The organism is Brevundimonas poindexterae (assembly GCF_020524625.1).
Classification (GTDB): Bacteria; Pseudomonadota; Alphaproteobacteria; order Caulobacterales; family Caulobacteraceae; genus Brevundimonas; species Brevundimonas poindexterae_A.
Window position 1 is genome coordinate 82,033 of sequence record NZ_JAIVLL010000005.1, and the last position, 12,206, is coordinate 94,238.

Consider the following 12,206-nt stretch of genomic DNA (forward strand, 5'->3'; position numbering starts at 1 on the left):
CCCGTCAAAGGAAGTTTGACGCCAACTCCGCGCACATCGGGGAAGGCGTTTCCTCGCCGCTCGGCACTGATTTAACGGCTCATCCTGGCCCCGCTCCGAAGTGTGCGTGAAGCCGGAAGAGGCTGTGGGCCGTCACGACTTGGGTCGTGGTCGCCCTGTATTAGATCGACGGTTATACAGCTTCACCAAACGCAACGCTCAGGCTGCATGGTTAGTAGCCGTCGTTCCCAACCTCCGCTTTGAGTCAGGAGCGGACCCTGGGGCTTGGCAACCCGCCTAGCGCGGCTGAACACGGCCTTTGGCGGCCCAACCCGCGCCAGCCATGAAGCGACAAAAGCCGAGGCGCATGAAAATAAACACTTTACAATCAATAATATAGCTGCTATCCAGTCAGTGTGGGCTAATGCATGCGCTGCTGGCCGCCATGCCCACTCCCCAAGCAATCACATCCAGCTCCAGGCCTCTGAGAGGTCTGAGCCCGCCGCGGAAAGGATCCCCCATGGCTGGTCGTCAGGCCAGAAGACTCACCGACCCAATCATTCGGAAGACGCTCTCGATGACCCAATCCCGCAAGCTCGGCAAACGGGACCAAGTGATCATCCTACTTTCCGTCCGCGCCGGCCTCCGAGCGTGTGAAATCGCCCGGCTGGAATGGTCAATGGTGCTGGACGCCAACGGCCGGGTTGGCTCGTCAATCGCGCTGCCCGACAGGGTTGCCAAGATGGGCAGCGGTCGGCGCATTCCCATGCATCCTGACCTTCGGAAGGCCCTCACCCAGCTTGCGGCTCCGACCTCTCGGATCGGCCCCGTGGTGATTTCAGCCAAGGGCGGCCACCTTCGCCCCAACAGCATCGTGAACTGGTTCACGGCGCTGTTTGCGGAAGTGGGCGCGGAAGGGTGTTCGTCGCACTCAGGGCGCCGCACCTTCATCACCAATGCCGCCCGAAACGCCCACCGCTCGGGCGCCACACTGCGTGACGTCCAGCTGCTCGCGGGACACAAGTCGATTGAGGTCACGCAGCGCTACATCGACGGCGATAGCGACGCCCAGCGTCGGCTGGTCAACAGCCTCTAGGGCGCCTCGCGGCGGCTCCGGGCCGCTGCTCTAGCCTACCTCACAGTCCGTACCACCCCAGCGTTCTGGCGTCCAGCCGGAGCGCGATGACTCATGTCCAAACAGGAGGTTTTCCATGTCCGCAGAAAAGCGTGAGCGCATCCGCGCGCTCAACGACCAGCTCCGCCGCCAGCATACCGGGGGCCGCATATTTATCACCCAAGGGGTCATGGCGGCCGGCCCGGAAGGTGTCGCCGAGGTGCTTCGGACGATTGGCCTCGCTAACGACTTCAACCATGCCAACGACCCCTACGGCGAGCATGACTTTGGTGCAGTCACGGTCGCGGGGCGGCGGATATTCTGGAAGATCGACTACTACGATCAGAGGATCAAAACCCAGGCTGTCGACCCCGCGGATGCCGACCAATGCGTCCGGATACTTACGGTCATGCTGGCGGAGGAATATTGATGCGGTGCCAGCAAGACCCGACCCTGGAGCGTCAGTCATGAGGGCCGCGAAACAAGGTGACTACGACGGTCTTTGCGGTCTCTACGCCCTCATCAACGCACTCGATCTCGCCGGCTGCAAAGGCGGGCGATTGCCCGTCCACCGGAAGCTGTTCGAGGAGCTAGCAGGCTCCTTACCGAAGGGGACGCTCCATCGTGCCATCAAAGACGGCCTAAGCGGCAAAGACCTGCTCAAGGCGGCTGCCGCTGCGTTCCCCGCCTTCAAGAAGCCTCTTGGCGGATCGGTGAGGGTAAGCCGGCCTTTCCGGGAGACGATATTCCGGACCAATGAGGAATTCGTAGAATCCATTGCGGACATTATGGCGTCAGGCCGCTCCGCGCTGATCCTGAACATCTGCACGCCAGTTTACGACCACTGGACGGTGGCTGCGTCTATCACGCCTCAGGCAATCATCCTGAGGGACTCTGGAGCGCTGAGAGAGCTCCGCCTGGATCGGTACACTGTCCGGCGCGGGGAGTATCGAATACTGCCAAGGGAGACCTTGCTGGTGCACGTTCGGCCTCTCAAGACGAGGGCCTCGGAAGACGGCACCTAGGACATGGCGATGTCCACGGACGGCCCCGCAACTCGGCATGGGGGCAAAGGCGAGGTGCCTCGACCAGAGCCAACCGCCATCCGCCCTCAATCCTCGGACTGCCCGCCGAAGGGTTGGCGCCACGTCCCCCCTCGCAGGGCTCATAGGGGCACGGACAGCGCCTTCCCATCGTTGGAGGCCGTCCCGGAGATGTTCGCGTGCGGCGCAGCCGTAGACCTGCCGGGACGTCAGGGCGGCCAATGGGGTGGTCTGGGACAAATACACCATTGGGCCAAGTCGTCAGTTCGTCCCCGGGGACCGGTCGAGGGACTGGTGGGAGCGGACATCCGACCAACGGTCGCGGCTTTGGTCGGTGGCGACCCGTTCCGTTCAGTACAGTCCAGAGGCCGAGGATTGAGCTGGTCCCATAGCCGCAAAGCGGAGTTATGCGCGCTCAAACCGGAAGCAATGGACCCGGACCTGCTTCCCCTCGATGCTCCTTTTTGTTTGCAGTGTTCCCGGCTCACACACGGCGATTCCAACCGCCTTCAGCTGCTTCACCAGTGCGACGGAATCCCGTATGCGGGCGGCCAAGGCCTTAGGGTGGACGATGAGCTCGTCGTAGTCCCGATGACGCACCAGGACGCCGGGGCTCGCCCGAAACGCATCAGCCGTGAACGTAGTGTCCGACAGTATCCCGGGCAGTGCTTTGTAAGCCAGGATCATGTCCTGCGGCCCGCCCAGCGCCAGCGACTTTTCAAGCCTATGCTGAACGTAGCAGGCCATCACCGAGGGGCCGCATCTCCAACGTTTGGGCAGCACGCCGTATGATTGGGCTAGACGTCCTGCAGCATACACAAGGGCAAATTGGCTCGCGGTTCGGAACTCGGATCCCGAGGCCTTGGTGAGCCCCGCCCGATCCAGGAACTCCTTGGACCAGCCGCCGAGCTTGGCGGTTAGTCCATCCAGGTCCTCGGCCGCCTCGTCGACGAGGTGCTGGAGGTAGGGGCGAATTGCAGCGCCATGGTTTTCGCTAGCACCAGCCTTCAAGTGGTCGATCAGGCTCTTGGTGTCCGGGAACCCCGCCGGAACAAAGTCGAAAATTCCGAGATCCGCGCCAGCGTCAGCATTGATCGTCAAAAGGCGGTCGGAACAGGCGGCTACGACTTGAGCGTCACAGCCCCGAAGCTCTTGGATGAGCGAGGTATTGGAAGTGCTCAGATAGCAAAGCGAGTGTTGTCGCCCCCGACGGTCGCCGTACCGAGTCCGGTTGATGCCGTCCGCGAGTTGGAAGAGCACGTCGCTGTAGGCCTTCCTCTTGGCGGCCGCCGTAGCCCCGCCCGAGAATGCGTTCAGTTCGTCTAGCGGTAACAAGCAGTTGGTGTGACCATCGAGAAGGGTCTCCATTCCAGCGACTGTGGTGTTCCACGTTGCCCAGTACCGGCGGCCGTCACCATCGCCGATGCCGCCGTAGACACTCGACGCTAGTTGGAGGGCTGTCGATTTGCCGGTGCCGCGCGTCCCTACAAGTTCGAAACCGGGATTGGTCCAAACCGGAAGGAACCGAATGATAGCGGGGGCAAACGCCAACGCGATCACGAACATCGGGATGCGTTGCCCAGTGAGCGGCTTGGCGACCTTGTTCTTCCATGCCTTCAGTGACCCCTGGGTCGTCCAGGCTCGGGGCTCTGTCCTCATCATTGAGGGGAGGGGGGCGGCACCCGAAGGTGCCACTTGGCCGCCATCACCGATGGCGAACACGTGCCTGTGCCAACCGGTTTGGTCCACGACGTGAACCGCGTCGTATTTCGCAATTGCCGAAATACGGGCGAAGAAGTCGGATCGCGACTTCCCGGGAGGCAGCACAATCCCGATCTCAGCGAGCTTGGGAGCGGCCTTGGACGGCTCGACAACCTCAGTCATGCTTAAGGAGCATGTGCCTAGCGCCGTCTCGAGTAACACCCAACGGGTACCGTGCTGATCGATGATACCTTGAATGGTCGCAGATTTGGCAAGACTCATTTCCCAGATTTCCTTTGAAATTGGGCACGTGTTGTCACGCCGGTTAAGCCAGCAGTGTTGCCACGTACGTTTTGTGGGGAAGGGCTTGAGTGCCCGGTTAGATGGTTGGACTGCCGCGATTTGCGGCTACGCGACGGGTCGGGTCACGTACGGACCGTCACGCGGGGATCGGTCAACTCGAGCTTCGAATTCCGCATGCGACAGCCCATGAACAGGGTGATGTCTGCTACCGAATGACGGTCCAGCCAAAGGAGGGATAGCGCGTGCAGAGGTTCTTCTAGCCGACGATACTTTCGATCCCGCTTGACCAAGCCATCCTCACCAACCGGGCCGATACGGCGCTGCTTCCAGTGACTTTTCAGGAGGTAAGACACCGACTGAGGGCGGTCGGCGTCGGATGTGAGCCTGTTGATCTGAAAAGGCCGTTTGACCTGATCCCGCTGCCTATAAGTGGGCAGCTTCTGTAGCAGCTCGAGGGCCTTCACGTACGAGCCCGTGGCCACGCCATGGAAATGGAAACGGAGGCGCCCCGAAACCGGCTCGTACTCGGGCTCAAAAGCAGCGATCAGAAAACCCGAGCGAAACGTCAGTCCTAGGCGGTTGACTTGCTGCCGGAGGCGTTCCTTCAGTGCGCGGGGGTCAACTGTGTTGAGCTTGCTGGCATGAACCTCGCCCGAGATCGGAATGCCGGTGAAGAACCGGATCTTTTTGGCGGGCCAGGGCTCAATAGCTTCGAGGACTGCGGCACTGAAATCCAGCCGTTCCTCGCGCATATATCGGGCGGATGCCATGGTTTCCGGCAATGTCGCGCCCGCGAGCTCTCGGGCCAGTTTTACAGCTGTGTCATCAGTTTCAAGGGTGCGAATGAGCGAACGGGCGCGTTTCGAATCCTCGGTGACCGCAGCGTGTTCCGTCTCAAACCCCCGCTTTTTTCCGTTTTTCTGGGAAGGCGGGAGAAGGCGGTCGAGGCGATAGATTTCCTTCAGGCCTCGGTAACGACGGGGGCGCCTCATCCCTGCACCTCGACAGATACGACGGCGGCTAGGCGAGGTAGATCTTGGATGAAATCGTCCAGCTCGTCGGAGCGGACGCGGCTTGAACTTCCGACCTTTCTCAGCGGGATTTTTCCCTGTGCGACGAGATTGTAGAAAGTCGACCGGGATACCCCCAAGCGCTTACAGGCCTCTGGTATCGTCATCAGCTGGACCGCTGACGGTTGGGATTGGACGGGTAAATGCACCGGGCAGCTCCTTCGTTGTGGAGCCGGTGAATTTACGCACGGATGGAACGGTGTCTACAACTGGATGGGAGGTAATCCGTGTACGGACTACCGTGCCGTTTTGCGATTTTGCGGGTCGCCAAGCCACCTTTGAATGGCCCGACCTAAGGCGCCGCCTTCAACAACAGCCTCACGAAAATCACTCACCTCTTCGCGGGAAAATGCGGTGCGTTCCTGAGTATCAATGCGCTGCGGGTGCTCCACCGAGGGGCTTGGAACCAGGTGAGGTTTTCCCCCAAGGAGAGCCAGATAGAAGCGGTACGGCGAGTTCACGCGCTTTTTCCCCTTACTCGGGCGACGCCCGGTATGACGAACCCAAGACGCGGTAAGATACCCTGCAGCGTGGCGGTCGCGATCGTGCCCCGCCGCAGCTTCTCCCTGTGGATTCTTGTCAGACAACGCACGCGCCATCTTGAGCGCAGCTCTGACATCCCAGCTATCGCTGTCTTGCCAAGCCGGATTGATGAGCTTCATCAGCGGCGTGAGTTCCTGTCGGATCGCCATGAAGTCGAGGTCTATCCGCTTGGCCTCGGCAAACGCCTCTTCTGAGTCGGGCCGGCCTACTCCTCTGCGCGATAGACAATGAACGTGATCGAGGAACTCAATGCTCGCCGCTATCAACGCTTGGTGTGGCTGGCCTGAGTAGACGTCTCGGCCAGTAGGGGCGAGTGACCACATGGCCACGGCTACCCCGGCATCGTTCACCAGCTCCTTCAGCGTGCGCTCGTCGACCTTGATCTGTGACGCCAGCCGCTGCCTATGTTCTTCCGATAGAGCGTCAAAGGTTGCCTTAGGGGGGCTGCCGTGACCGAGGCGGAAGAAGCCGCTGGGGTCAGTGACCGCCCATTGTCGGCGCGGTACAAGCAATTGCTCGCCGGGGACATCCAGGTCGGTCCGTTTGGGCATCGTGCCTCCTAGATCTGCGCGAAATCCGTATCATCCCAACGGGCCTCCGAGGGAAGGGCGATCGGGTAGCTCAGCACAAACACTATTCGGGCCCGACCGACCGGCGTCTCAATGCCTATCGACCCGCTCCAGGTTTAAAGCGGCTGTTCTCCCCATTGCCGCTCGAGCGTCACAGTGGATTGAGAGAGATCGACGTCTTCACCTCGACAAACGGCCTCACGGGTCAGGGTTGTTGCGATGTGGGGCGGAACTTTTTTGTCGCCGAAGTCACGACCGTCCGGCCCCCAGTTGCCATGTACAGGGATTGTGAGGCGCCAGCCGTCCGGCAGGTCGAATGGCTGCGAACTCAGTAGAGCTCCCGCCGTCTCGCGACCAATCAGAACCGCGTCCGTCTGCTCGCGCGCGCCCCAGGCAAAGCCTTCCGCGGCGCTGCCGGTCTCGGGCCCGATCAGGATGACAACCGGCTTGCGATAGCGTCTTTCACCGAGGTCCTCGATCATGAGCATTACCGCGCCATCGCCTTCGGCCACCGCCGCAAAGATGGCCTCCGTCGTATAGGCGCGGCTGACGCGGAGAATATCTGTCAGATCCTCGGCTTCCACTGGGCCATCCAGCGTTTCCAAAAAGGGACGCGACAGCAAAGCGATCCCGGGGCCGGGGTCGGTGAAATAGCCGAGCAGACGCAGGGCCGAGGCGTTCCCGCCGCTGTTGTTGCGAATGTCGATGATCAGTCCGTCAGTGGAGCCCAACGTGTCCATTGCCGCGTCGATCAGTTCAGCGGCGTCGTCGCCAAAGCGTTCGGCGCGCAGATAGCCGATAGAGCGTCCATCCCCCCGCCTGAGCAGGCTCCACGAGATCGTCCGCTCGCGAGGAGGCCAATAGGCAGACTCGCGAGGCAAGGAGAGTTGCACAACGCTGCCATCGCAGCGCTCGATGTCGAGGCGGGCCAGGTCCTGACGCGGCCCACGGATCATGGAGGGGTCGATGATCCGGTCACCGATCCGCAGGCCTGCTGCGCGGGCAGCAGAGGCAGGGTCGATGTCGACGATGATAGTTTGGCCGTCGATGATCTCCCAGCGCGCGGCAAGTCCCATCGTGGGCCGATTGGTGCCGGGCGCCTGAATGAGAACGTGGGAGACCCCTAGTTCGCTCAGCATCGACTGAATGAGCCGCTGAAACTCAGCGTCCGAAGTGACGGCGTCGAGTTCGACCCGGCGTCGATCGACGATGGCTGACCAGTCTCGTCCGCCGAAGTGCGGATCGTAGAAATTCTCACGCACGGTCCGATCAACAGCATCGAACACGCTGCCATAGTTCTGAGCCTGCACGGCGTGGCCACCGGCGAGAGCTGAGACAATGCAGAGAACAGATATGGCGAGGCGCTTCATACGGGCTCCTGATCGAGGGGTCACAGCTCGGCACCACGCTAGGACTGCGGACAGGCTGGACCAGTGAATTCGCTGTAACGGGCAGACGGGGAGGGTGGACAGGGATCCGATATGTCGATCCGCGGCGGCGCTTTACCAGTCCATTTTCGCCGATGGGCGAACGGGTACGCGACCCGGCGATCTGTTCCATCCAAGAACGGCACCGCTATAAGAGGCCATGGCATCGCCGCCCCCCTTCACCGCCTTGGATCGACCGCGGATCTGGCTCGCCGAGTTGGCGACCTGCGCGGGGATAGGGGTCGTCTTGGGCTTTATCGGGCCCTTTGGCACCTTCTCCAACGACATCCTGCCGGTGCGGATCGTATATTGGACGATGGTCCTTCTGATCAGCGGTGTCGTATTCGGCCTCGCGCTACGCTGGGCTTGGCCCAGGGCATCTCGCGCTGGTTTGCGGCCGTGGGTCTGGGCTCCGGCGCTGGTCATGATCGTAACCTTGGTTCCGGCTGCAGCCAGCCGCGTCATTGCCGTCGGCCTTTGGCCTGGAGTGGATAGCTCCGTCGGACTACTCGAATGGTATGGCCAAGCGCTGCTGGTCGGGGGTGTCTATGTGCTCGGCTATGTCCTGTTGCGAACGCGCGAGGGACCGTCGGATAGCCCTTCTGGCGACGCGCCCGAGCCTAACGAGCACCTTAACCGCGACGTGCTCTGTCTTCAGATGGAAGATCATTATGTGCGCATCCACACTGTCCAAGGCTCAGCGCTGGCGCTCATGTCCCTGTCTCAAGCGATCAAGCGTCTGGATGGCATCGAGGGACTGCAGACGCATCGCTCCTGGTGGGTGGCAAGGAGCGCTGTGATTGGCGTGGTCGAGGACGGTCGGAACCTCCGGCTGAGCCTTGTTGGCGGCCTCACTGCGCCCGTGTCGAGGGCGCGAGTGTCGCAACTGCGCGCGGCTGGCTGGATCTGACGTCGCAGATCGGATCAGTTCGCGCTTAATCAGTGAGCATTTCGGTGCCAATCGACCCCTTCCTGTCAGTTGTTCGGTAGGCGATCGAAGCGTTCATCAGCCACCAATCGCCAGCAGTCTTCAAATGGGCGGAACACCAGCTTGCCGTCGGGGAGACTCACCATCTGAAGGGGATGGCCGTCAGGAAGCAGCGCATCGCCCAGATCATCCCCGCCCTCAGTTTGTCCATCGTAGCGCACACGGGTCCAGCTGACGGCGAAGACCCCTCCCTGACTCTCGTCGAACTCGAGCAGAAGATACTCGTCCTCGCCTGCCTCGGTGACAGAGGCGGCAGGCCTCCAATAGACGTCCTCAACGCGGATCGGGAAACTGCGGAAGGCGTCCCTCGGCGTCTCGGTCCGCTCAGGCGGACGACCGTCCGTCCAGTAGCGTGTCACCACGACGGTTGGTGCCGTGAAGACTTGCCTGACGGTGTCAGCTCGCACGAAAAAATCGAAGAAGGCTTTGAAATCTCCATCTCGGCAGGCGGAGGTTGCGCGATCAAGGACCAGCGAGTCCCCGCTGAAGCTGACTGGGTCCGAAACGGCTGTCCGTTCCTGCCTCGCGCCCTTGGAGATTGACTCGCGCGAAGCCTCTTCGGTCTCGGTCGTCAAAACTCTCGCGTTGCCCGCTGAGACGTCAGGTTCCGTGCAGCCAACGGCCAGAACCGCGCAAACCGCGACTAGGGCGGCAGCGGGCAAGGGGGGAGGGTCGATAGAACTGATCATAGGGAACCTTCTCCAAGTGAACGAGGTCGCCGTGAGCGAGCCAGAGCACGCAGCATCAGGATCGAGAGCACTCCGGCGGCGACGGCCCAATACAGACCAGAGGCGATTAGAACCGACGACCACGAGCGGCAGGCAGTTACACGGAGGGTCGCTGTGCCGTTGGCTTCCTTGCCTTTGGGCATGACATACGGGTCTACGGTTCCCGGCACGCAGTCGGCCAACCGAAAGTCTACCGATCCTTCTGGCGTGGTGTTCAGCATGGGCAAAGGCACGCCAACTGCCGATGACGGCCAACCGCGCAGATCGGTCGTGGCCAGCAGACTGGAGACCATGAGGGTAAAGCCCGCCGCCGCGACGAGCAGAGGTCGCGTCATTCCCGCCCACGCCGAGCCACGCCGTTGGCAGTGCGAGGCCTCACGCATGTCCGGTCTACGGGTCAGCCGTCCTCGCAACTGACTACCGCACTCTGCGTGGCCGGCAGCAGGGCCGATCTTATTTCCGCAATCCTGGACCGACTAACCCGCACGGGGCCGCATTCACGCATCATCAATCGCCAGTTTCCGCCTTCGCGATTCAGGCCCTCGGCGTGCTGAAGATTGGCGATAGCGGACCGATGAACTCTCATAAAGGTGGAGGGCAGTTCAGCCTCAAGATGGTCCAGTCGCCCCGAATGAAGCAGGCGACGGCCGTCAAGTAAGACCACCTCCACGTAATCATCCGCACCCCGGATGACGACAATGTCCGGGACCGCTACGATCGTCACGCGCCGCCCCGCTGTCACCGCCAGACGATCCGGGGGGGAGGCGGCTCTGGCGAAGGCCTGCTCACGAGACAGGTCGTCTCGCGCGACGCGGGTGACCTGCAACATCAGCATTGGCACCAGCAGGGACGCGATCAACAGCAGATGAAAGAGCTCCGCGAAAAAGGCCAGCGAAACGACGGCGAGAATGAGCGCGGAGCCGAGGTAGAGCCAAACACCGGCCGATAGTTGCCGCCGCGGTCCTAGTGCCCAGGCTGCGATTGCGACGACCATGGCCACCCCCAGGGTTCCCAGGATCTTGAGATCAAAACTCGTGAAACCAGCCACCAACGCTGCAGTGATCGCTGCGCCCCACATCAGTCGGTGCCGGATCGGGGGTCTCAGCCCGAGGGTGCAATAGATGACCAGGAGGACGCTGAACGTCGCCGTGAGCAACCAGAGCCCGACGAGCCGCCACAAGTGAAACGGATAGGCGTAGTGGACCAGAAACGGCAGGACCTCCAGCGCGGCGAGCATGGCCGAGGAAGCGGCCATCCCCGTCAGTAAAAGGCTCGACCGCGTTCTCCTCAGACGGTGAATCACACCGAACCCGAAGGTCGATGCCAGCAGGATCCCGAACAGAGACAGATTGACGGCGATCTGACTTCTCATCAGGGCGTCCCGAGCCGGCACGATCTTGATGGCGCTCATGGGCTGAGCAAGGCGGGCTCCACCGTGGAAGGAAGAAAGCCTGACGGTGATCTCGGTGCCTTCGCGGCCCGCGGCTTGTCGCGGCAGTCGATACTCAACTTCGTAGCGACCGGGTATCTCGGACCTGGCGCTGTCTCCGGGGCGACCGTTGGCGCCCAGAAACACGCCGCCCAACCACGCTTCGGACGATGCCGTCCCAGCTATACGGAGTGCATCACCCTGATCGATTGAAGACGCTGGAACGCGCGCCGTGACCCAGATCTCGCGCCCTTGAGGATCAATCCGTCCCTTCATTGATTGGCAGTTGTAGAGCTCCGGACCCGATGGGCCTAAACGTCCCTCGCAGACTTTCCAGTCATACGTCTGTGCGACGGCCGGTGCCGACAGCAGCCCAAGCACCAGAAGGACAATGAGGATGGAGAGTCTCATCTCACCAAGCTAGCGTGCCGATGAGTTGGGCGCGACGCCGTTCGCCGAGCCGGGATGCCATTGGCCGAATGGCATGCGATCATCGCTCGCCAGACCGCTCTGATAGCGATGTCTCACCTCCTGAGCGGGGGTGGTGCTCTCCCTTCGGTTCGGCTTCTGGAACATTATCATCGTGCTTGGTGCTTATCTCGCTCTCCTGTCGGGTCTCATTGGCGGAAGCGATCCGCAGACAGTCCCGGATGGCTCCCGCCTTATCGTCGGCGATACCTGTTACGCCATCGAGCTGAATGGCGAGGTCATGGGTGCTACCCGTCAGATCGTGCGGGCGGTTGAACATGAGGGACGGCCCGCTTGGCGCATCGAGATCCACCAGCGTCTGCCGGCCATGCAATTCGAGGTGCGAGACATATTCGTCGTCGATCGCCAGGACCTCAGCGCGATCCGCTACGAGAGCGACCGCGCGGCCAGCGCCCGAGCGCCCGCCCAGAGCATACGCATCTCTTACGGCCCAGACCGGCTCGAGGGCTCGAAAGTGGAGGGCGATGTGCTTACGCCGATCGAGGCGCAGCTCGGTGATCCCGTACTCGACGGAAACCTCTGGGGCCTCACATTCAGCGGGCTCGAACTCTACGACGGCGCGCATCATTCCCTGTCGTTCTGGCACTACGACAAGGGCTTTGGCCAGTTCTCTGTCGCAGTCGTTGGCGACCGTGCGATCGAGACCCCCGACGGCCCGGTCGACGCCTGGGTTCTGGCGGCCGGCGACGGGAGCGGCCGGACGACGACCTACCTGATCGCCAAAGATGACCACGCCGAGCTCGGCTATTCCGCCGGCCCTTTCAGGCAGACGCTCGGGGGTGATTGCACCGGGTTTCCCGCTCTCGAGGGAGGACAATCGTGA

General features: G+C 61.9%; 12 protein-coding genes. 5 read left to right on the forward strand and 7 right to left on the reverse strand.

Going from position 1 to position 12,206, the window contains the following annotated elements; translation table 11 throughout:
* The first annotated feature begins 499 nt into the window (after positions 1–499).
* The 3 genes from LC068_RS13120 (at position 500) to LC068_RS13130 (ending at position 2,118) form a co-directional block, all read left to right on the forward strand.
* Positions 500–1,075, forward strand: coding sequence for a tyrosine-type recombinase/integrase (locus LC068_RS13120; RefSeq protein WP_226637919.1), 576 nt, complete (start codon positions 500–502; stop codon positions 1,073–1,075).
* Between the two features lie 115 nt (positions 1,076–1,190).
* A complete protein-coding gene (locus LC068_RS13125; protein WP_226637921.1) occupies positions 1,191–1,523 on the forward strand; it encodes a DUF3768 domain-containing protein in 333 nt (110 codons plus the stop codon).
* A gap of 37 nt (positions 1,524–1,560) precedes the next feature.
* Positions 1,561–2,118, forward strand: a complete 558-nt coding sequence (locus LC068_RS13130) for a hypothetical protein (protein WP_226637923.1) — start codon at positions 1,561–1,563, stop codon at positions 2,116–2,118.
* A 423-nt stretch (positions 2,119–2,541) separates the two neighbouring features.
* On the opposite strand, the gene LC068_RS13135 is transcribed toward LC068_RS13130, so the two are convergent.
* From LC068_RS13135 to LC068_RS13155, 5 genes are all read right to left on the reverse strand, one after another.
* A complete protein-coding gene (locus LC068_RS13135; RefSeq protein ID WP_226637926.1) occupies positions 2,542–4,020 on the reverse strand; it encodes a DUF927 domain-containing protein in 1,479 nt (492 codons plus the stop codon).
* 242 nt (positions 4,021–4,262) lie between these two features.
* A complete protein-coding gene (locus LC068_RS13140) occupies positions 4,263–5,132 on the reverse strand; it encodes a hypothetical protein (RefSeq protein WP_226637928.1) in 870 nt (289 codons plus the stop codon).
* On the reverse strand, positions 5,129–5,317 hold the full coding sequence (locus tag LC068_RS13925; protein WP_226637930.1) for a helix-turn-helix domain-containing protein: 189 nt from the start codon (positions 5,315–5,317) through the stop codon (positions 5,129–5,131). Before LC068_RS13925 ends, LC068_RS13140 begins: the two co-directional genes overlap by 4 nt.
* Positions 5,318–5,446: 129 nt before the next feature.
* Complete coding sequence (locus LC068_RS13150; RefSeq protein WP_226637932.1) at positions 5,447–6,304, reverse strand: hypothetical protein; 858 nt, start codon at positions 6,302–6,304, stop codon at positions 5,447–5,449.
* Positions 6,305–6,438: 134 nt separating this feature from the next.
* Entirely contained in the window at positions 6,439–7,692 is a 1,254-nt protein-coding gene (locus LC068_RS13155; RefSeq protein ID WP_226637934.1) for a S41 family peptidase, read from the reverse strand.
* Between the two features lie 217 nt (positions 7,693–7,909).
* On the opposite strand from LC068_RS13155, the gene LC068_RS13160 reads away from it, so the two are divergent.
* Positions 7,910–8,659, forward strand: a complete 750-nt coding sequence (locus LC068_RS13160; protein WP_226637936.1) for a LytTR family DNA-binding domain-containing protein — start codon at positions 7,910–7,912, stop codon at positions 8,657–8,659.
* Positions 8,660–8,724: 65 nt separating this feature from the next.
* Here LC068_RS13160 and LC068_RS13165 read toward each other — a convergent pair whose 3' ends face one another.
* Positions 8,725–9,312, reverse strand: coding sequence for a hypothetical protein (locus LC068_RS13165; RefSeq protein ID WP_226637939.1), 588 nt, complete (start codon positions 9,310–9,312; stop codon positions 8,725–8,727).
* A 550-nt stretch (positions 9,313–9,862) separates the two neighbouring features.
* Positions 9,863–11,305, reverse strand: a complete 1,443-nt coding sequence (locus tag LC068_RS13170) for a LytR/AlgR family response regulator transcription factor (RefSeq protein WP_226637941.1) — start codon at positions 11,303–11,305, stop codon at positions 9,863–9,865.
* Between the two features lie 130 nt (positions 11,306–11,435).
* Between LC068_RS13170 and LC068_RS13175 the strand changes: the two genes are divergently transcribed.
* The gene (locus LC068_RS13175) at positions 11,436–12,206 is read left to right on the forward strand and encodes a DUF3108 domain-containing protein (protein ID WP_226637942.1); all 771 of its coding nucleotides are present in this window, start codon (positions 11,436–11,438) and stop codon (positions 12,204–12,206) included.

Bases quoted from the DNA above. Each gene is read 5' to 3' on its own strand.
- LC068_RS13150 (WP_226637932.1), bottom strand. From the start codon at position 6,304: ATGCCCAAACGGACCGACCTGGATGTCCCCGGCGAGCAATTGCTTGTA.
- LC068_RS13155 (WP_226637934.1), bottom strand. From the start codon at position 7,692: ATGAAGCGCCTCGCCATATCTGTTCTCTGCATTGTCTCAGCTCTCGCC.
- LC068_RS13140 (WP_226637928.1), bottom strand. From the start codon at position 5,132: ATGAGGCGCCCCCGTCGTTACCGAGGCCTGAAGGAAATCTATCGCCTC.
- LC068_RS13160 (WP_226637936.1), top strand. From the start codon at position 7,910: ATGGCATCGCCGCCCCCCTTCACCGCCTTGGATCGACCGCGGATCTGG.
- LC068_RS13120 (WP_226637919.1), top strand. From the start codon at position 500: ATGGCTGGTCGTCAGGCCAGAAGACTCACCGACCCAATCATTCGGAAG.
- LC068_RS13170 (WP_226637941.1), bottom strand. From the start codon at position 11,305: ATGAGACTCTCCATCCTCATTGTCCTTCTGGTGCTTGGGCTGCTGTCG.
- LC068_RS13125 (WP_226637921.1), top strand. From the start codon at position 1,191: ATGTCCGCAGAAAAGCGTGAGCGCATCCGCGCGCTCAACGACCAGCTC.
- LC068_RS13925 (WP_226637930.1), bottom strand. From the start codon at position 5,317: ATGACGATACCAGAGGCCTGTAAGCGCTTGGGGGTATCCCGGTCGACT.
- LC068_RS13135 (WP_226637926.1), bottom strand. From the start codon at position 4,020: ATGACTGAGGTTGTCGAGCCGTCCAAGGCCGCTCCCAAGCTCGCTGAG.
- LC068_RS13130 (WP_226637923.1), top strand. From the start codon at position 1,561: ATGAGGGCCGCGAAACAAGGTGACTACGACGGTCTTTGCGGTCTCTAC.